Origin of the sequence: Thalassoglobus sp. JC818 (assembly GCF_040717535.1) — a bacterium.
In the GTDB taxonomy this organism is placed as follows: Bacteria; Planctomycetota; Planctomycetia; order Planctomycetales; family Planctomycetaceae; genus Thalassoglobus.
Map to the genome: position 1 here is coordinate 151,957 of NZ_JBFEFI010000008.1, position 20,269 is coordinate 172,225.

At 53.3% G+C, this 20,269-nt stretch carries 16 protein-coding genes and 2 riboswitches; of the genes, 5 read left to right on the top strand and 11 right to left on the bottom strand.

What is annotated here, in order from left to right; genetic code table 11:
• Positions 1-180: 180 nt before the first annotated feature.
• Positions 181-1,671 carry a sulfatase gene (locus tag AB1L42_RS20105; protein WP_367060466.1) on the bottom strand — a complete coding sequence of 497 codons (1,491 nt, stop codon included), beginning with the start codon at positions 1,669-1,671 and terminating at the stop codon, positions 181-183.
• Between the two features lie 314 nt (positions 1,672-1,985).
• Between AB1L42_RS20105 and AB1L42_RS20110 the strand changes: the two genes are divergently transcribed.
• The 3 genes from AB1L42_RS20110 (at position 1,986) to AB1L42_RS20120 (ending at position 7,718) form a co-directional block, all read left to right on the top strand.
• On the top strand, positions 1,986-4,322 hold the full coding sequence (locus tag AB1L42_RS20110; RefSeq protein WP_367060469.1) for an alkaline phosphatase D family protein: 2,337 nt from the start codon (positions 1,986-1,988) through the stop codon (positions 4,320-4,322).
• A 120-nt stretch (positions 4,323-4,442) separates the two neighbouring features.
• Positions 4,443-5,549, top strand: coding sequence for a Gfo/Idh/MocA family oxidoreductase (locus tag AB1L42_RS20115; protein ID WP_367060472.1), 1,107 nt, complete (start codon positions 4,443-4,445; stop codon positions 5,547-5,549).
• A 285-nt stretch (positions 5,550-5,834) separates the two neighbouring features.
• The gene (locus AB1L42_RS20120) at positions 5,835-7,718 is read left to right on the top strand and encodes a DUF1559 domain-containing protein (RefSeq protein ID WP_367060475.1); all 1,884 of its coding nucleotides are present in this window, start codon (positions 5,835-5,837) and stop codon (positions 7,716-7,718) included.
• Between the two features lie 236 nt (positions 7,719-7,954).
• Here AB1L42_RS20120 and rplS read toward each other — a convergent pair whose 3' ends face one another.
• The 7 genes from rplS to AB1L42_RS20155 form a co-directional block, all read right to left on the bottom strand.
• The gene (gene rplS, locus AB1L42_RS20125) at positions 7,955-8,332 is read right to left on the bottom strand and encodes a 50S ribosomal protein L19 (RefSeq protein WP_367060478.1); all 378 of its coding nucleotides are present in this window, start codon (positions 8,330-8,332) and stop codon (positions 7,955-7,957) included.
• 105 nt (positions 8,333-8,437) lie between these two features.
• Positions 8,438-9,136 carry a tRNA (guanosine(37)-N1)-methyltransferase TrmD gene (gene trmD / locus AB1L42_RS20130; protein ID WP_367060481.1) on the bottom strand — a complete coding sequence of 233 codons (699 nt, stop codon included), beginning with the start codon at positions 9,134-9,136 and terminating at the stop codon, positions 8,438-8,440.
• A gap of 221 nt (positions 9,137-9,357) precedes the next feature.
• Positions 9,358-9,735 (bottom strand): 30S ribosomal protein S16, encoded by a 378-nt coding sequence (gene rpsP / locus AB1L42_RS20135; RefSeq protein ID WP_367060485.1) that lies wholly within the window; start codon positions 9,733-9,735, stop codon positions 9,358-9,360.
• A gap of 456 nt (positions 9,736-10,191) precedes the next feature.
• A complete protein-coding gene (gene ffh, locus AB1L42_RS20140; RefSeq protein ID WP_367060487.1) occupies positions 10,192-11,676 on the bottom strand; it encodes a signal recognition particle protein in 1,485 nt (494 codons plus the stop codon).
• 546 nt (positions 11,677-12,222) lie between these two features.
• Positions 12,223-13,305 carry a DUF937 domain-containing protein gene (locus AB1L42_RS20145; protein WP_367060489.1) on the bottom strand — a complete coding sequence of 361 codons (1,083 nt, stop codon included), beginning with the start codon at positions 13,303-13,305 and terminating at the stop codon, positions 12,223-12,225.
• Positions 13,306-13,779: 474 nt separating this feature from the next.
• Positions 13,780-14,214 carry a VOC family protein gene (locus AB1L42_RS20150; protein WP_367060491.1) on the bottom strand — a complete coding sequence of 145 codons (435 nt, stop codon included), beginning with the start codon at positions 14,212-14,214 and terminating at the stop codon, positions 13,780-13,782.
• Between the two features lie 134 nt (positions 14,215-14,348).
• The gene (locus AB1L42_RS20155) at positions 14,349-14,504 is read right to left on the bottom strand and encodes a hypothetical protein (RefSeq protein ID WP_367060494.1); all 156 of its coding nucleotides are present in this window, start codon (positions 14,502-14,504) and stop codon (positions 14,349-14,351) included.
• Here AB1L42_RS20155 and AB1L42_RS20160 point away from each other — a divergent pair.
• On the top strand, positions 14,498-15,901 hold the full coding sequence (locus tag AB1L42_RS20160; RefSeq protein WP_367060497.1) for an alkaline phosphatase PhoX: 1,404 nt from the start codon (positions 14,498-14,500) through the stop codon (positions 15,899-15,901). The genes AB1L42_RS20155 and AB1L42_RS20160 overlap by 7 nt on opposite strands.
• A gap of 170 nt (positions 15,902-16,071) precedes the next feature.
• Here AB1L42_RS20160 and AB1L42_RS20165 read toward each other — a convergent pair whose 3' ends face one another.
• The 3 genes from AB1L42_RS20165 to AB1L42_RS20175 form a co-directional block, all read right to left on the bottom strand.
• Positions 16,072-16,611 (bottom strand): hypothetical protein, encoded by a 540-nt coding sequence (locus tag AB1L42_RS20165; RefSeq protein ID WP_367060500.1) that lies wholly within the window; start codon positions 16,609-16,611, stop codon positions 16,072-16,074.
• 321 nt (positions 16,612-16,932) lie between these two features.
• Positions 16,933-17,376, bottom strand: coding sequence for an ankyrin repeat domain-containing protein (locus tag AB1L42_RS20170; RefSeq protein ID WP_367060503.1), 444 nt, complete (start codon positions 17,374-17,376; stop codon positions 16,933-16,935).
• 157 nt (positions 17,377-17,533) lie between these two features.
• Positions 17,534-18,559 carry a DUF1559 domain-containing protein gene (locus AB1L42_RS20175; protein ID WP_367060506.1) on the bottom strand — a complete coding sequence of 342 codons (1,026 nt, stop codon included), beginning with the start codon at positions 18,557-18,559 and terminating at the stop codon, positions 17,534-17,536.
• 56 nt (positions 18,560-18,615) lie between these two features.
• A riboswitch (cobalamin riboswitch) is annotated at positions 18,616-18,808 on the bottom strand.
• 160 nt (positions 18,809-18,968) lie between these two features.
• Positions 18,969-19,174: riboswitch (cobalamin riboswitch) on the top strand.
• Positions 19,175-19,276: 102 nt separating this feature from the next.
• Here AB1L42_RS20175 and AB1L42_RS20180 point away from each other — a divergent pair.
• Positions 19,277-20,179: a DUF4465 domain-containing protein gene (locus tag AB1L42_RS20180; protein WP_367060509.1), complete on the top strand. Its 903-nt coding sequence runs from the start codon at positions 19,277-19,279 to the stop codon at positions 20,177-20,179.
• Positions 20,180-20,269: the final 90 nt, after the last annotated feature.

A 20,269-nucleotide genomic window follows, 5' to 3' on the forward strand; every position in this document is an offset into this window, starting at 1 on the left:
TCGTGTCGACCATACAGAACCAAACACAAGGACGCTCCGAGTGTCAGACGGACGAATCATCAGATGGTTCGCATTGATCCAGATGAGCGCACGATGTTTTTCGAAATCGCACCGATCCAATCAATCAAACGCATTCCGCACGTTGCAACGAAGCATTGCGGGACTGCCGAACGCCGAAGTCTACTTCTTCTCAGCAGACTGCTTCTGTGGTTGCCGCGGAGGTCTTTCTGCCGACTTAGCGCCCCGGGGACGAATCAGCGGGGCGACCGGTCGTCGATTCTCTTCAATCTCAGCCTGATGGGCTTCCCAACTCGCCTGAAGTCGTGCGACGACTTCGGGGTGAGTGGAAGCGACGTTGGTCGTCTCACCGATGTCTGCCACAGTGTCATAAAGCTGCACAGGTTGCTCTGACGGTTCCTGTCCGGCGATGTCGGCATTACGCTGCCCCTTAGTTCCCTCTGCCCATGGATAGTACTTCCACTTACCACTCCGAACAGCACCGGGACCGTGCATCAAACAATAGGTGTCATGCGGACTCTTGGCGCCCGGTTGTGCTGTCATAAGAGGCAGGATGTTCTTGCCATCGATTTTGCGTTCGGGAAGTTTGCCTCCCGCCAATTCTGTCACGGTCGGTAAGACATCAATCGTCGCTGCGACTTCCGAACAGACCGATCCAGCTGGAATCGTTCCTGGCCACCACATCAACGTCGGTTCTCGAATTCCCCCGTCGTAAACACTCGCTTTGCGACCTCGCAGCGGCAATGACGAACCGACAGCAGCTCCGTTGTCGCTGGTAAAAATCACAAGTGTCTTTTCGTCGATCCCGCGATCCTTAAGAGCATCCAGAATCTGACCGACCGACCAGTCAACCTCTTCGATGGCATCCCAAATGAGATGATCCGTTCGCCCGGCAAACTCCTCCGAAACCGCCAGCGGCAAATGCACCATGGTGTGCGGAAGATACAAAAAGAAGGGGTCCTCTTTGTGATCATCGATGAATTGAATCGCCTCTTCGGTGTATCGTTTGGTCAGTGTCGCCTGATCCGCCGGATACTCAATCACTTCATCATTCCGCATCAGCGGGACGCCATTTTTGATCTTCTTGCCCGCCTTCAAATCAGCGTGCGTAACACCTTCTCGCAACACAATATCGTCTGAGATCTTATTGGCCGGATCGATCCACATATCGTTGCTGTAGGGAATCCCGTAGTACGAGTCGAAACCCTGCAGAGTAGGCAAACAGGGAGGCAAGTGCCCCAAGTGCCATTTGCCAATACAGGTGGTTGCGTACCCAGCGTCTCCCAGAACTTCAGCGACTGTGACTTCGTCTGGATGCAGCCCGTTCTGCGCGTTCGGAAAGAGCACAGCTTTCATGCTGACCCGCTGATAGTGACATCCGGTCATCAACGCCGTTCGGGACCCACTGCAAACAGCACAGCCAACGTAGAAGTCCGTGAACTTCATTCCTTCGGCAGCCATTTGATCGAGATGCGGCGTCCGCGGACCGGTTGCTCCATTGAACCCAACGTCACCATAACCCATGTCATCAATGAAAATCACGATTACATTCGGTCGTTCTGCTGACTGGGCGAATAGCTCCGTCGTCATCAAGAAGTGATTGCTTAGAACAACGAAGCCAAGAACCAGAGTCGAATGAAGATAAGACCACATAAGCTTGAATTCTCCAAAGCTGAAGTTGAGCCAATTCTCGCGGTGTGTCGATTCTTACAGCGTGATCGTGAATCCAGTACCCAACAGCGAAGAAACGATCACTACGTCTCTCGCAGGCGTCCGCTCCACAGACCTGTTCTCGCCGCCAGTGCCACACGAGAGCTTAACCCGTGAGTTGCAATGAATCGAGGCTGTGCGGTCGAACCGACACAATTCGGACTCGAATCGAATTTCGTGCTGAACACTTGCACGCAGCAACACGAATGATCTAAACCGATCATTCCGAATTGATGCACGACAAGGAATCAAAATCGATGAACCACTTCTCCCGCAGACTGGTCTTGAAAACAATCGCTGGCGGCGCTGCACTGATTGGACTCAAGAGCAAAGCCTCCGCTCAAACTCCTCCACAAACATCGGGCGAGCCGATCGACAGCTGGGGCACGACTCACAACCGAGTCTGGCTGGGAAGTCAGTTCTGGGCCAACCCCATGGAAGACTGGCGAATCGTCGATGGCGCAGCGGAGTGCCAGTCGCTCGGGAATGATCGCAACATTCACCTGATCACTCATCAGTTGACCGATCCTCAACAGCCATTCGCGATGTCGGTCGATCTCGCACAAGTTGAGGTCAACGACCAGGACGCCGGCGCAGGATTTCGAGTCGGAACGCGAAGCGACATCAACGAATACCGCAGCAACGTTTTCGCCAACAACGGAATTGATGCAGGGCTGGTCAATGGAGAACTTGTTCTCGGCAAATCCAAGCAACCGCTCAAAAATCCGCTGGACGTCAAGGGATTTCGACTGCATCTCGCCAGCACTCCGATGGGCAAGCAATGCAAGTTAACGTTGACTGCCCAGTCACTCTCCGGAGACGTTATTGATTCGGTGACGACAACGGTTCCCAGCGATCAACTGCTCGGAAACATTTCACTCGTCAACAACTATCAACCTCAGCGACGCCGCAACAACCAACAGGCAAACGGTGGGAAGTCGCGCTACCGCTTCTCCAACTGGATTGTCGACGGAGAGGCCTTCACCGTCGCCGAAGATCGCAAGTTCGGGCCGATCTTGTGGTCGATGTACTCGCTCAGCGATTCCCGTTCTGATGAGGGATTCGTGATGAAGATCAGCGCCCTGACCGGTCCCCTGGGTGAAGAGGACAATCAGGACGTTGAGCTTTACATTCAACAGAACGGGGAATGGAAAGACCTCGGGACTGCAGCATTGGACCAAGATGCCTGGGTCGCAACGTTCCGAGTTCCTAACTGGGACGAAAAAACACCAACGCCGTACAAACTCGTTTATCGAGAACGTCACACCGACGGTACAGAAACCGAATCTGAGTGGACTGGAACCATCCAGAAAAATCCGACGGGACGACCGCTTCGATTCGGAGCCCTGACCTGCCAGAACGATTACGCGTTCCCTTACGAACCTGTCGTGAACAACCTGCTGAAACTCGACCCGGACCTGATCTACTTCTCGGGCGATCAAATTTACGAGTCACACGGTGGCTACGGAATTATCCGCGATCCTGCCGGGCCAGCGATTCTCAATTACCTGAGAAAGTACTACCAGTTCGGATGGTCATTCCGCGAAGCAATGCGAGACCGCCCGACGCTCTGCATTCCGGACGATCACGACGTCTTCCAGGGAAATATCTGGGGTGAAGGCGGAGCAGCGATGACCGGCCTGGACCAGGGCGCATCCTCGAAAGGGGGATACCGCGAACCTGCCCGCATGGTCAATGTGGTCCACACGACCTGTGTCGCACACCATCCTGATTTCGCTGATCCAACTCCCGTCAAACAGGACATCAGCGTTTACTACGGCGACATGGTGTACGGGGACGTCAGTTTCGCGATCGTCGCAGACCGCCAATGGAAGAGCGGTCCCGAGCGAGTCGACACCGGAAGCGGCCGCGCAGACCATGTTCAAGACCCCGACTTCGATACTTCAAAACTCGACAAACCAGGCTTGGTTCTCTTGGGAGAACGACAGGAAGAATTCCTTCGAAACTGGTCAGAAGACTGGCGTGGGCACTCCATGAAAGTGTTGCTCAGCCAAACGGTCTTCGCCGGTGTGGCGACACATCACGGAGGATTTGACGGATACCTGAAAGCCGATCTCGACTGCGGCGGATGGCCACAAACCGCTCGCAATCGTGCTATCGACATTGCTCGCAAGTCGAAGGCATTGCACATCAACGGAGATCAACATCTCACGACGCTCGCTCAATACGGTGTCGATCAACAGCGCGACAGCTTTTGGTCCTTCTGCTCACCGGCCATCGCTGTCGGTTATCCACGCTGGTGGCGTCCGGATGAAATCGATATGCCGCACGAGAATCGACCGGAACACGGCTTGGCGAACACAGGCGAATTCGTCGACGGTCTCGGCAATCTCGTTTATGTCTACGCCGTCGGAAATCCGGAAGTTGGCACGGCTCCGAATCGATACGACCGTGCCCATCAAAAGGGAAGCGGACTCGGACTGGTGACAATCGACACTGAAAAGAAAACCTACCTCATCGAGTCGTTTCGTTTCCTGATCGACATCACCGACGGCAACCCATCGAACCAGTTCCCCGGATGGCCTGTCACGATTCATCAAGACGAAAACGCAGGGGACAATCGCCTAAGTTAGAGCAAGTTGCTCTTTCCTGTGCACTCAGAATCAGAAAATGTTCTAGGACATGAGCGTCAACGAGGGGAAGCAACCGCTCCCCCTCTGCTTCCCGAAGAATTGGCAGCGACGGAGAGCGATGTGGCAGGACAGTTGAGAGTCGGAGTTTTCGGAAGAACTGGCCGAGGCAACTACGGACACGGACTCGATACTGTCTGGCTCGACATGCCCGAAACAGAAATCGTCGCGGTCTGCGATGAAGACGCCGAGGGACGAGCCAAAGCCGGCAAGAAGCTGCGAACGACCCAACTCTATTCCGACTATCGGAAAATGCTCGCTGAGGCGCAGCTGGACATCATTGCCATCTGCCCTCGTTGGATCGATCAACATCGCGACGTCGCGATCGCAGCTGCCGAGCACGGCGTCCACATTTTCATGGAGAAGCCGTTCTGCCGCTCTCCACAAGAGGCTGACGAAATCGTTCAAGCATGCGAGATGCGACACATCAAACTCGCCATCGCCCATCCAACGACTTACAGCCCGCGTATTCCGGTCATTAAGTCGCTGATTGAAGATGACACCCTCGGGCAGATCGTGGAAGTTCGTCTTCAAGGCAAAGAAGATCGACGAGGCGGACCTGAAGATCTGTGGGTTCTCGGGTCCCATATGCTCGACCTCCTCCTCACTCTCGGATTCGAACCACAGTCGTGTTTCGCCACGATTTTGCAATCCGGTTCCCGTGCTCCCCTCAGCGAAGTGTATGACGGCAACGAAGGTCTGGGTCCGCTGCTCGGGAATTCGTTGAGAGCCGAGTATGCCCTGAAGTCGGGAATTGCTTCCCACTTCCGATCCGTCCAGAACTGTGCAGGCAATCCTTCACGCTACGGGATGAGAATTTGCGGTTCGAAAGGTGTCATGGACATCTACGAAGGGACCTTGGCTCCGACTTTCGTCCTGCTCGATTCCAACTGGTCCACAGGTCAAACGGATTCTCGCTGGCAACAGGTTTCAAGTGCCGGGATCGGGGCTCCGGAACCGCTCACCGGCAAGCGTTATCAATCGCGGAATCAAATCGCAGCCGAAGATTTAATCGACGCGATTCAGAAGGACCGAAACCCACTCTGCAACATGTATCAGGCCCGACAAGTTGTCGAGTTAATCTGCGCGACATTCGAGTCTCACCGCACCGGCTCACTCGTTGAACTCCCGCTTCAAACGCGCACACATCCTTTCGCAAATCTCCTCTAAGCCTCCTCCCAGCATCCAACGCTACGATGGCAATCAGATCACAACTTTTCGCGGTTTTGCATCGTCAAGTTCTGAATACACTCAAAGACCTGGCCTAAGTTGAGCGTAAAGAAGCTGTGAGGATCGTCACCGCGAGGCAGTATTTCTTGACTGTGACGTGACGCGAGAAATTCAAGAGAAGAGATCGGTTTGTCGCCGTGAGTGCGACTTCACTCAGTTGCGAAATCTCTCTGAATCTCCGACGATCCAACAGAAAGTTCCCTACTGTTGAAGCGAGACAAAGCAATGAGACGCGCAACGCTGTTGATGTTATTGATGATGTTCCTCGTCCACGGTTGTGGAGGTGGTGACAACGCCGTCGTAGAAAACGAAAGTCCGGACAAACCGGAGACCATCGAGCCAACCGGTACTCCGGCTCCTTCGCAGGGAGCTGAAGAGGCTTCCCCGCACTCAACAGAAACTCCGGCAGCGAATGCCCCATCAACAGGCACCATCTTCGACCGCGTTCCGGCTGACACAGCTGCGATCATCTCGATTCGCCCCTCCAAAGCGATGAACAATCCAATGTTCCCCGCAATCCTGAAGCTGATCGAAGATTCCAACCCACAAGTCAACGCCGAAGAATCATTGTCCGACTTCGAAAAGAACGTTGGTGTGAAGCCTGAAAGCGTGGAACAGATCCTTATCTGCTTTGACGGAGAAATCCTCACCGCCGCTGGCGCGATGGGCATGATGTTTCTGCAGATGGGAATGGGACCGGGGATGGGTCAGCTCGATCCGGCATTTCCAGTTGAAGAATTCGCAGTCGCTGCAAACGGACAAGTTGACATTCATCCAGCGACCTCTAACGAGCTGACACCTGTCGCTTTTCAACCTGGATTCGAACCGCCACAGACTCCTCCGCCTCCAGTCATTCTCGTTCAACTCGTCCCAGAGATTGATGTCCAAAACATTCTGCAATCGATTCCCAACGGAGAACCAATTGACCTGCAAACCGGAAAAGGCGTGAAGACTGCCGATGGCGTTGTTCTGCCACTCAGCGATTCACAGCTCATCTTCGGACCGCAAATCGACCTGGAAACCGTCCCCACCGACGCAGGGACTGGACCGATTTCGGCAGCCTTGACCCGCATGGAAAAACAGGACATCGGAATCGCTCTCGACATGCAGGCTGTCACCAAAATCATCGGTCAACTGCAGGGGGACCAACCCAACCCGATGATCGGATTGGCGATGACTTTCTTGCAGCAGGTGCGAACAGCGTCGATCGCCAGCGACCTTGAAGACACGCAGCTCTTGCAGGCCAAAATTGACGCAACGAATCCAGACTCCGCCCAGGGTCTTCAATCGATGCTCAACAGCTATCTCGCAATGGGAAAGCAGCAGTTCGAGAAATCCAAATCGCAAATGCCAGAACACGATGAATTCCGAACACTTGTGAGCGCTCTGGTGAACAATGCTGCAATCTCCACAGAAGGAAATCTGATCACCGTCAACGTTCCGCGCCCCGAGGGCTTTGAAAATCTTCCGGACGTCATTCAGCAGGTCGCTGAAATGGAGCGTAAGAAAGCCCAGGAGATTTACGTCCCGCGCAACAACATGAAGCAGATCGGTCTGGCCTTTCACAACTATCACGACGTATACAAGTCGTTCCCGGCTGCAGACTCAAACGGTGTCGCAGAAAAACTACAGGGAAAAGGGCTCAGCTGGCGAGTCCACCTGCTGCCGTTTCTCGAACAAGCACCTCTGTACGAGCAGTTTAACCTCGACGAACCATGGGACAGCGAGACCAATAAAGCGCTGATTGAGGAGATGCCTGAGGTCTTTGGAACGAATCCTGAAGGCAAGACCTCGATTCATGTCTTCACAGGAGAGAAAGGACTCTTCCAGGAAGGCGAGCCTGGACCGGGGCTAAGAAACATCACTGACGGAAGCTCCAACACGATCCTCGCCGTTCGAGCGGGGGACGACACCGCTGAAATCTGGACCAAACCTGGCGGACTGGAATACAACGAAGACGACCCATTCGCCCCACTCGGAAACGTCGGTGAGACGTTCATCGCTCTCCTATGCGATGGATCGATTGCAGATATTTCGAAATCCTTGGACCCAGCTGAGTTTCGAAAGCTGATCGACCCGCGAGACGGTCAACCTGTCATTTTCCGATAGAGAGCCTCGACGCAGCTCTCACCTGTCGAAGAGTGGAACAGGCTCGCAAGCTGCTGATTAAGAGCATCCAAAAAAGAACGACGTGACTGAACAACTCGGTCACGTCGTTTTTCATTTTCATCGATACTCTGCAGCCACTCTGCCGTTCGCTGAATCAGACGGCGATCCGCATCGTCAAAGCAGCATTCATTGAGTGCGGCAATTTCAGACGGCGGCAGAGGAACGACAAAGCAGCATTATGTGTTGGTTTCTGCTTCGCCTGCTCGAGCTCGACGCTCTCGGAGTCGGGTTGCTTTTCCGACGCGATCGCGGAGGTAGAACAGTTTCGCGCGGCGAACGCGAGCATGTCGCTTCACAACGACGTCAGCGACTTTGGGGGAGTTCACTGGGAATGTTCGCTCGACACCTTCTCCGGCAACAATTCTGCGAACAGTGAAGTTTTCGTTCATGCCTTGGCCGCGTTTGGCAATCACAACACCGCCGAAAATCTGGATTCGCTCTTTGTTACCTTCCAGAATTCGGGTGTGAACGTCGACAGTGTCACCCACCGCGAAGTTCAGCTTGTTCTCACGCAGGCTCGACTGCTCTGCGAGATCGAGAAGTTTGTGTCGCATTTCTGAAATTCCTGATTGTCACGAGCGGTTCCTGACGAGGGACGAGGAACATCGTATTGTCTGAATCGTCCGTACCTGACGACGCAGCGAGTTCGATGAGTAAGATTAATCTTCTCTACCGTCGCCGCTAAAAAGGTCTTGGCGTCGCTCTTCTGTGCGGGCCTGACTTTGAGCCGACCGCCACTCGGCGATCGCCTGATGATTTCCGCTCAAGAGGATTTCGGGGACTGACATCCCGCGAAACTCTCGTGGTCGTGTGTATTGAGGGTATTCCAAATGTCCTAATTCGGAAAACGAATCGAGCTTCGCACTCGCTTCGTCGCCGAGAACTCCCGGGATGAGCCGCATCACACTCTCAATGATCAGCATCGCCGGGACTTCGCCTCCATTGCAGACGAAATCTCCAATGGAAACTTCGAGAGGACGAAGGCCTTCGCTGATTCGCTCGTCGAATCCTTCATACCGCCCGCAGAGAAGGAGGAGTCGTTGCTCTTCAGCCAACTCTTCAACCAGTCTCTGATCGAGCCGCCGCCCTTGGGGCGTCAACATCACCAAACGTCCTGGCTGTTCACACTCCGCCTGAACTGCTTCGACGCACTCGAAAACTGGTTCACAACGAATCAACATCCCTGGACCTCCGCCGTACGGAGTATCGTCAACCGATTGGTGACGATCAGTTGTCCAGTCGCGGAAGTTCCACAATGCGACATCGATCAGTTGCGCGTCGATCGCCTTTTTGAGCAGGCTCTGTTGCAAGAACCCCTCAAAAAGTCCTGGAAACAGGGTGAGAACGTCGAAACGCATCCGTCTACCAATTTTAAACCACCCGATCCGCTCCTGAGGTGATCTCACGAACGAAGATTCGAGTGGTTTTCGTAATACTCGCTGGGCGATCCACCAATCACAATGGCAACAACCACTATGATTGGTTCAATCCCGCAACCGTTCGACCACCTGCCCCGGAGACAATTAGGTGATGTCTCGACAGATCGTCATCTACGGTCCGGAAAAGCATTCGAAATGCTTTAGCCTTCAGTGGACTCAGCAGCTTCGGCTCCTTCTTCAGCCGGAGCATCGGCGGAAGCTTCTTCTGCTGCAGGAGCTTGTTTGACCTGAGGAGCAGCCGTCGGAGGCGGAGTCTTCGCAGTTCCCCAATCGTTCTCTTTGAACTTTCGAATCAGCACTGCAACTTTTTCAGTCGGCTGAGCGCCAACAGAAAGCCAGTGTTCGACACGATCAATCTTCAAAGTCACTCGATCCGACTTTTCAGTCTTCATTGGATCGTAGGTACCGACTTCTTCAATCGCTGCACCGTCACGGGGACGCCGAGCATCCATGACACAGATGCGATAAAACGGGCGATGTGTTCGCCCCATCCGCTTCATTCGAATACGAACCGCCACACTTGTCTCCTCTGAGACTCAAACGTTTGCCAATTCAGACCAGCTGAAATCAGCTCAAATCATGTTTCTACAACTTCGTGCCACAACAACCTGTTCGTTGACACGTCCGGCAGCACTCACTTTCGTGATGAGTCGCTGACCCACGATGCGAATTCTGCAATTCCACAAAGTGCTGATAAGTGAGTGCTGAAAAATGGTTTCTCATCAATAATCGGACCAATATCCGATGAACGACAATACAGCTTTCAGCTCCGCACCCGTTCCCATCAAGGCTTAACCATAGAAAGAGTCTACAGTTACAGCAAAATGCGTGCACCTGAACCTCTGACGGAACTTTGGGGAACGTGGTTTCATACACAATTTGACGCGTACTGTCACGTCAACAGGGCCAAAATTGCGTCTTCGACCTCCCAACTTTCACTCTCAGATGCTTGGCATTTCTGTGAATCTGAGAGACTACTTCTTCCGTTTTCTGGCCTTCTTTTGACGTTGCCGTTCCTTCTTTTTCTTTTCTCGCAACGCGTCTTTGGTCAAATCGCCTCGTTTACTGCGCTGCTTGCCCTGGGTGACTCCTCGACTGTTCGGATTCATCGCTTCTGATTGAAGTTCCCGAACGGCTTTCATGCGATCTCCCATGCTCATGCCGGCCATCTGCTGCATCATCCCGGACATCCCCTTGAACTGCTTGAGGAGGTCGTTGACTTCAGCAGGGTCGGTCCCGCTACCAATCGCGATCCGATTTCGCCGAGAACGATCGATTCGATCGGGATGTCTCCGTTCCTCGACCGTCATCGAGGAAATCATCGCTTTGACGCGTTTCACATCCTTGTCGGGGTCCATGCCATCCATCGCATCCATGGCTTGAGCCATTTGCCCCATTCCCGGAATCAGCTTCATCAGGGACTTCATCGAGCCCATCCGCTGAATCTGGGACATCGCTTTCAGGAAGTCATCGAGCGTGAACTTCCCTTCCAGCATCTTCTGCTGCTGGTTCTCCATCTCCTCAGCGTCAAGGACGCGCTGAGCTGTCTCGAGGAGGGTCGCGACGTCCCCCTGCCCCAGAATTCGCTGCGCCATTCGCTCGGGATGAAATGGCTCGAGCTTGTCGAGTTGCTCGCCGACCCCGATGAACTTGATCGGAACGCCGGTCACCGCTTTCACCGACAACGCAGCTCCACCGCGAGTGTCACCGTCCAGCTTTGTGAGGATCACTCCATCGAGTTCGAGAGCCTCATTAAACGCTTTCGCACTGTTAACGGCGTCCTGCCCGGTCATCGCATCGCAAACCAACAAAGCCTGATGAGGCATCAGTTTGTTATCGATCTGGATGAGTTCCTTCATCAAGGAATCGTCAATGTGCAAACGTCCAGCTGTATCCAGAATCAGGACATTGCATCCCTCTTTCTTGGCCGCTTTCTGAGCGTTCTGACAGACTTTGACGGGCGTACTCGAACCAGCTTCTTCCCAGTAAACCGGTACGCCGACCTGTTCACCAATCACCCGCAGCTGCTCGATGGCGGCGGGTCGTTGAAGGTCGGCAGCGACGAGCATGGGAGTGTTCCCCTGCTCTTTCAGCATTGTCGCCAGTTTTCCGCATGTGGTCGTTTTTCCCGCCCCCTGAAGACCACACATCATGATGATGGCCATTTCACCGCGGCGGATGGCAATCGAGTGGTCAACTGGCCCCATCAGGTTGACGAGTTCGTTGTACACGATCCCGACGATCTGTTCGCCGGGCTTCAACGACTTCAGAACCTGGTCACCGACCGCTTGTTGGGTGACGTTGTCACAGAAAGACTTTGCGACATCATAGTTTACGTCAGCTTCGAGGAGCGCTTTCCGAACTTGCGCCATTCCGTCGCGGATATTGCCTTCCGACAACTTTCCGCGCGTGAAATTTCCGAGTGCTTCAGTGAGGTTTTGTGTTATCGATTCGAACATAGAAGCTTCAAAACTCGTGATTCAGAGTGAATGAGTCGAGCCTTCCAATGTAGCAGAAACTTTGCAAAGTCCCAACGAAGACAGGCGACGCTCGATTTCGAGCGTCGCCTGTGTGAGAGAGAACGCAACCAATTTTGTGAGAGTCTTAGTGAGAGAGACTGTGAGAGCATTCGTTGCGTTAAACGAATTCTTTGCAGGTCAGGTGCCAAAGTTTTCGGGAGAACGTCGGAATCCCCCGAAACTCGCACGCCCATCCGTCCTAAGTTATTGAAAGCGAGCCAATTACAACGAAAGACACAATCCCGCAGAATCTGCGGACCTCAAAATGCCCAAAACAGCGGTGGTGCGAGTACGCAACGTTTCAGAGCGCGCTGATGCTTTTTCGCAACACGGTTTTGCGATTTCCTGAGTGCTCAACAGCCGATTCGCACTCTCGAACAGCCAGAAATCGTTCTCGCCAAGCGCACCTCGAGTCGCAGAAGCGGCGTGATATGAATCCGGAAAGTACCGATCAGACCAGTTGGAGATGAATGTAACAACCCAGATTCAATTCCCGAGCGTTCTAAGCTTTTCCTGGATCTCACTCAACACGTCTTCAAGCACGTTCTTGACTTCCGAGTTGGCCTCCAAAGTGGCAATCGGCTCACTCACCGACTCAAGTTCAGTTCGCGCCTGGCCGACCGCTGAGTTCAACTCAGGTTTCGGCAGCTCCGACCTGCGTTCGACCAGGTCGCCAAGCTGTTCGCTGATTTCCCTAAACTTCGGCAGTGCCTCCTCGGCCTCTTCCACGTTTGAAATGCTGCTCAACTGATCTCGTAACGTCGCCATGACTTGCTCAAGTTCGTCAGAGAATTGAGTCAAACTTGCTGGGGAATCACTCTCTTCCACCGGGGATACCGGTTTCATGGCTTCATACTGGACGGGACCGGCGAGCGATTTTTGGCTGACGACGTCCGAATCAGCCAATTGAGGCGCCTGAAAGAAATTCCACGCCAGCAGTGCCAGAAGGACGAGTGCAGCGACCGGTGCCCAGGTGCGAACTGGAGACGGCTCGACGTCCTGTCTGACGTCGTCAGACTTTCGACGTGAACGACCGAGAGACGATGGACCCGGAATTTCGTCCAGCGAGAGCCCTTTCGGCAGTGCATGAGCGACGTGAGACCTCTGATTCTCAAAGAGGTTTGCCAATCCCTGAGTGGTGATCTCCTCCCCATGAAATTGTTTGGACACCTGCCCTAAGATGACGGGTGCGAGATACCCGACAAGCTTTTTGACAGCGTCGGTACTGCTTCCCAGATAACGAACGAGAGCGCAGGTCAGAGAGGTAACAGTGCTCTGACCGAGCAGATCAACGAGAAACTGATAACCACAACGCGCAGCTTCCGTTGGACGACTGTCCATGAATCCTGCGACTCGTTCACGGTCGTCACGTTCAAACTGGTTCAGCTTATCAGTCAGCAATTCTGCTCCTGACCGGTGCGACACGAACCCGGAGAAAACGGAAAACAACGCCGGAATCGCCGCCTTTGACGCAGCTTCGGCCTTCTTTTCATCGACATCGAGCATTGCCGAAAGCTTGCTGGTCAACACAGAAGTCATTTGGCTTTGAATCACTTCGACGAGATTCATGAGATCGCTCCGATTTCGAAAACGTGACCGGGGAAAGCGACACCGTGAGAGTGGAGCAATCGCCATCGGGCCATTCGAGACCAGTCCTCATCCATAGGAAGGGACGGGTACAAAATCGAAAAGAGGCGATCCTGTTGCATGTGCGACACTCGATATCTATCGAAGTCGCACCGATTGCCACGGCTAAGAGTCAACAGAAGGACTGCCGACTGATTCAAAGTTTTCCTATGAACCACATTCGCCACTCGAGAACTCATCAGCACCCTCCAGTTAAGAGAGCGGGTATTCTCACAACACGAACGAAACAGCAGTCCCATCAACAACTATTGAAATGTATTCTGAGGCTTTCGTCAAGATGCAATCGTGATTCAGCATGCTCTGTCGCTGCCAAATCATCACGAAAAACGACCGCTTGAAGCCAGCCAACGATCGCCAAAATGAAAACTGAATCAACTCCGTAAAACCTTCTACAATCTAACCATCCGATGGATTGGACTGATTGAGATCCGGAGGCCCGATCCACTCGAACGGATTGTGAGCGACTTCCCACAGATAGCCATCCGGATCTTCAAAGTACCCCGAGTAGCCGCCCCAAAAAACCTTCTGCCCCGGCTTTACGAGTTTCGCACCGACACGCACAGCTTCTTCTAAAACGGCATCCACTTCCTCCTCAGAGGAAACATTGTGAGCGAGCGAGAATCCAGGAAACCCGTGACCGTCCGCTGAAACTTGAGCATCTTCCGCAAGGGCCTCTCGACCATAAAGACCGAGCCACGTTCCGGAGAGATTGAAGAACGCGACTGTCGGCGGTGAATCAATTTTCGGGAAGCCCAGTCCCTTCCCGTAAAACTCAATGGACCGTTGCAAGTCTCGGACGCCGAGCGTGATCATGCTGATTCTTGGTTGCACTTCGAAACTCCGTCACCAATTGAACGCAGAAATTGAATCGCCAGTCTGGCTGAACAAGCATCTAACAGGTCGACCGATCATTGCAATCCATCGGAGAAACTAACGCATTGGAATTGCCCGCTGTGAACTTTGAATCAAGCTCGTGAATTCGATGTGAAGCCGACCTTCGGAAGCTTGAGAAACAGCGACCACCACAGCAGAGTGAGCATCGAGGTCTCGTTCATCAGAGAGTCAACGCCGTTGCTTTCGGTGCTGCTCAAGTTCATTTCCCGGAGTTCTTTGTATGTCATCTTCTCAACAGGTTCCTCGTCGACTCTTCTTGAAAGCCAGCGCCTTCAGCCTCGGTTGTCATTCACTCGGAACCGCTTTTCAAAGCCTGATTGCCAGCGAGCCTTATCGACGCTCTACCCGCAGCTATGGAGCTTTGGCGCCAACCATCGATCAATCGACCGGCTTGCCGCTGCTTCAACTTCCTGAGGGATTCACTTACTGGTCATTCAGTTGGACCGGCGACCACATGAGTGACGGAACAGTCGTCCCGGGCGCACACGACGGAATGGCTGTCATCTCGGAAGATGAAGACGGCGTTATTACCCTGTGCCGAAATCACGAACTCTCCAGTGCTCTCCCGGCGTTCGGGAAAGAAGGAATCACCTACGATTCCAACGCAGCTGGCGGATGCTCAACACTCAAGTTCGATGCAAAGAAAAGCGAGTGGCTGTCAGCAACTCCGAGTCTGTCCGGAACGGTCAAGAACTGTGCTGGGGGACCAACTCCCTGGGGAAGCTGGCTGTCATGCGAAGAGACAGTTCTCGGGCCTGGAGATTACGATGACGGCGAGCAGATGGATTTTCGCGAGTCGCATGGATGGGTCTTCGAAGTTCCCGTCGGTGAATCCGCGACTGCAAACCCGATCAAAGATATGGGTCGATTCGTTCACGAAGCTGTGGCTGTCGATCCGGAAACGGGTTTCGTCTATCAGACCGAAGACAACGGAACCGCCGGCTTCTATCGCTTCATTCCGAACAAACCCGGGAATCTCGCCAACGGCGGTCGACTCGAGATGTTGAAGGTCGTCGGGGAATTAGACCTGCGAACGACTGATCAGGTTAGCAAGACTTATGATTGTCGCTGGGTCTCGATCGAAGATCCTCACAAACCTCACGACCAAGGTCCTGTCGGAGAACAAGAAGGTGACAAACATGGATGCTTCTCTCAGGGGAAAGCTCAGGGAGCGACCACATTCGCCCGGCTTGAAGGTTGCTGGTTCGGCAACGACGCAGTTTACTTCGACGCAACGAGTGGAGGCTCAGCCGGGGCTGGCCAGATCTGGAAGTATGACCCTCGGGCCGAAACCCTGACACTTCTCTTCTCATCCCCATCGAACGAAGTTCTTGACTCCCCTGACAACCTCGCTGTCAGCCCACGTGGAGGAATTATTCTCTGCGAAGATGGAGACCTCGCTCCCCAACGACTCCACGGTTTAACAGTCGACGGAGAACTCTTCACTTTCGCTAAAAACAACGTGCAGCTCCGCGGGGAACGCAATAACTGGACCGGCGACTTCCGCGGCTCAGAATGGGCCGGAGCCACTTTCAGCAGCGACGGCAAATGGCTGTTCGTGAACTCGCAAAGCCCCGGAATTACATTCGCCATCACTGGTCCATGGGGCGAAGGTTTACTTTAGATATGTATTCCCAAAGCATCTGACTCGTTTCAATTCTCTGAATGTATCATTCTGCCAGGACTATGAGACGAGTTCAGGAGCGAATTACAGTCTTCGAAACAGGCCCGGCAACACTTCGTCGTCGAGCCTGTTTTATTTGAGTGACATAGATGAGCGATGACACCGTGTTGTTAAGCCATCCGAGTTCGCAGGCGATGTCCTGTGACCATCACCATCAGAGCGATCCCCCAGAGAACAATCGAAGTAGGCTCTGGAACGGGTTCTGGATCGACATGACTTCGTCCAGGGAAGAACAGCAACCTGTCCGATTTCACGAAACGATTTAGCAACCGCTTGGCGTATCGATTGTCTCCGAGTCGTTCGCGAAAATCTTCCACCGTGATATACGGAACGTAGCGGGGAGATCCATCCGGATTGGTTCCGGGCAGAACCGGCTCCGGTAATGCGAGCCCCGCAAAAAGTGATTGCAAGTAGCTCTTCAGGGAACCCGAATTGGAGGATTTCTTTGCTCGCGAAGAGCCCCCTTGAGAAGTCTCGAAACTCAGCTCACGCAAATCGGGACGCAACAACGGATGCTCAACAGGCTCCGACTCGTCTGCATCCCACCTCGGATGCGGGACCGAGAAGAGGATGAAGTCGGCATTTGCGGTATCTGCCAGAGTGAAAAAGAGAAGTGCAACCACTGGAGAAAGAATGAGTCGCGGCATCATGCGTTGAACCACTTAAAAGAGATGTTTAGTGGACGAACTTAGCTGGTCGTCTGTCCATCGTCGCACCGGCTGTTAGAGACGATTCGGTGCGAATCGAAACGCATGATACCCCGATCTGAGCCCTCCAGTGAGATCATCAGCTCAAGATTCACATCAGTCGCCAGTCCGCCCGAGTTCATCGGCATTGTCTGCCGAATTGACTCTCTTCAAATGCGGTTGCGGTAAGATGGAGAATCTCGGTCTGACTCACATCCCATTCTTCGATCTCCACTGGGATCAATGCGACAACCGGAGCAATTAAACTCAAAGAAAGTTCAGAACTCACAACTCACTGAAACGTTTCGCTCCAAGGGATCGCAAGAGTGCGGCGACCTCGGTCCAGCCGGAGAACTCAGCGATATCGAGTTGAGTCCGTTCAGGCCCAGAATCGGCTGTGTCGTTGATATCAGCGCCTGCAGCGACAAGGACTCGGATCGGTTCGAGTTGTTTCCAGGCAACCGCAAAACCGAGTGGATTTTCTGATTCCTCGTTGAGAGCGTTGGGATCTGCGCCGAAATCCAACAGCAACACCATCGCCTCAAGATCGCCTTCTGCAGCTGCTTGCATCAGCGGTGTGTTGCCGACTTTTCCCAATCGGCAGTCAGGGGAAACACCTCGTTCAAGCAGCCAGCGAAGCATCGAACGATTTTCCCAAATCGCTGTGAAGATCAGCATCGCTTCGTCTGACTTGAGCAGTTCAGGATGCTTCCTTAGAAGAAGCCGCATGCGCTTGCAGCTTCCCCGTCGAATGTAGAAATCCGATTTGTCCTTAATCCTTCGTCCCATGCTGGTCAGACACACAGCATCGCCAGCAGGTGATTAAAAATATTCTGTCACGATAAATTTTCCCGATCACGGCCAATCCGTGCTCGAGAAGGTTGAATTAAAATTCGCCGACAATTTCTTTGCCCTTCCTTGAGAGTGTCGCTGCAAAGGTGACGATGTCGATCGAATCCGAAATAAATCTCACAGAGCCATCAACTAACAGGAATTGTGAGCCTCCAGTATGGAAGCTATGAAACTCCTGGCCGAAGTCGCAGCCCAGTTTTCCCGGAGGATTGGCAGTGCCACCGAACGTAATACAAGACTGCCATTGCGTATCCCCGGGAGATGCATAGCGACCGTTGATGGGCGAGCTTTGATCGAACACATTCTTATGTCCGATCCAGATGGAATGTAATCCGTTGGGAGCCTCACCCACGAAGACTGTATTCGTCGTTCCATCAGTGACATCTCGAATGCGAGCCACAGGCGCTCCCAGCAATGGAAACATCCCACGGTAAGAATCCGATCCTGTTCCACCATAGTTGTTCTGACAATTGGTGGAAGGATAACAGCGAAGCCCACGTTCGCCCCAGTTTCCTCCGTAGTCGGTCCGCGCAAACCTTTCCGGTGCCGATGTCTGATCACCATTCGGCTTCAGCATTTCAGGTGCCGGAACAGATGGACAGAGATAGACCGGCAGGATCGTCTGTCCGACCGGGACATTGTCCGGGTGAACGTACCACTCGTTTTGATTGATCTGATGAAACAGATTTGCCTGATCTAAACCCGGCAGAATGGCCGCTCCCCAACTCAATGTCAGAGCAGTCTGCTTCATCGCTGGATTGGCGACGTTCGCCGGGGTCATCGCCCCCCCGAAACCTCCCTTCGGAAAGGCATTATGGACGTCGTGGTAGTTGTGGAGTGCAATTCCGATCTGCTTCAGATTGCTCTTACATTGCAAGCGGCGAGCTGCTTCTCGAGCTTGCTGCACTGCCGGCAGCAGGAGAGCGATGAGAACCGCAATGATGGCAATCACCACGAGCAGTTCGATGAGCGTAAATGCGCGAAAGCGGAGAGAAAGCGAAGAAGGCTTGTTCACGTCGACGAATCCGATCAAGCACGCTTCGACCGCGCGGACGGACATCCAGGCCGACACCGAACCTGTCAATCATGCCATCCAGGATGCTTAGGGCCGAAGCATCACATGGTTGTCACGTCGAGCTGTATTCTGACTCACGAGTCAAACGGGCTCCAAACGCCTTCCCATGAGATTAGACTCACAGTGGCATCGTGTCTGGAGACCTTCTCGCACACAGCGGCGGTCCCGTGCCGGATTCACACCGGCTTCCTGATCGATCGTTCACGAGATGATTTCAAATCCTGCAAACCGAGTGTTTTCCGTAAACACCGACTGACTGAAAGCCAATTTCAGGACGAAACTCTCGTCGATCGAACTCTCGACTGACGGGAGGTCTTGTAACCGACCCATCTTCTGCAATCAAGCCTTAAATTGAGTTTACCCAGCTTGACATTGTTCATAGCACGTAGTTAGCCTGCTCCGCAGTTACGTTGGTGGCTGAATTTTTAATCTTAAAAAAATCAGCAAACAGGGAATCCAGTGAAAAACTGGAGCGGTCCACGCCGCTGTAACCAGGCATATTCATTTTCGTCGTGCAACTGCCCATTACCTGTACAGGTGAGAAGGGTGAACGAAAATGGCCTGGAAGCCAGAAGACCTACCAGCGTTTGACAGCAGGTGTCCGCGTGAGAACGGAAACTGCAGTTCATCTCGATCGCCCCTACTCCCGCAACAGGTAACTTCGCGGAGAAAGTCTGGGGTTCTCCTCTGGAAGGCACTTTCATGGCTTTAAGATTCGCATGCGCAATTGCGCTGCTCATTCCCCAGCTCGTTCAAGCTGAAATGGTCGACTTTGACGACCTGCCGCTCTCGCCAGATTCACACTGGAACGGTCCAGATCTCACTGGTGCACAAAGCCCAGGTCCGTACGGCGGGACACTTTACAACGGAAGTTTCACAAGCGGTTCAGCACAGTTTGCAAACAACTACGAAGACTTTTATGGCAGTTGGAGCGGTTTCGCATACTCCAACGAAACAAACACCTCAATCGCCGGATTCACGAACCAGTTCAGCACCTTTGCCGGAGCGGCGCAAAGCGGATCGAACTTCGGAATCGGATTCGGATACGATGATGTCAATGCGAACCAACTTGATCCGATCGCCTTCGATCCAACGAACACCGCTCACCTGCTGGCGTTGCCTCACTTTACCGTCGCGACTGGAGTTGCTGTCACCAGCGCTTACGTCACAAACACAACTTACGCAGCATTGTCGATGACAAATGGAGATGGATTCGCCAAGAAGTTCGGCGGGGACACAGGTAACGACGCCGACTGGCTTAAACTAAGTGCATACGGAATCGATGAATTCGGTCAGGCGCTCGGCGCGACAGTTGAGTTTTATCTGGCCGACTATCGGTTCACCGATAACACACAAGATTATATTGTGGACGAATGGACATTGATGGACCTGTCCAGTCTGGCTGGTGCGCAAACGATCGCTTTCAATTTGAGTTCAAGCGATTCAGGACCTTACGGCATGAACACACCAGCTTACTTCGCGATCGACAGTATCGACGTTTCATCGGTCACTCCCGTTCCTGAGCCTGGTAGTCTGGCACTTCTCTTGATCGGGTCAGCAGTTGCTGGAGTCTCACGAACCCGGCGAGGACGGCGCCAACCGTAGTCCATCTTCATGGACTCGATGGTAATGACACGAAAGTTGCTTCGTGTCATGGTATTCGAACCTCGTATGCGGAACGCTGTGAATCCAAGT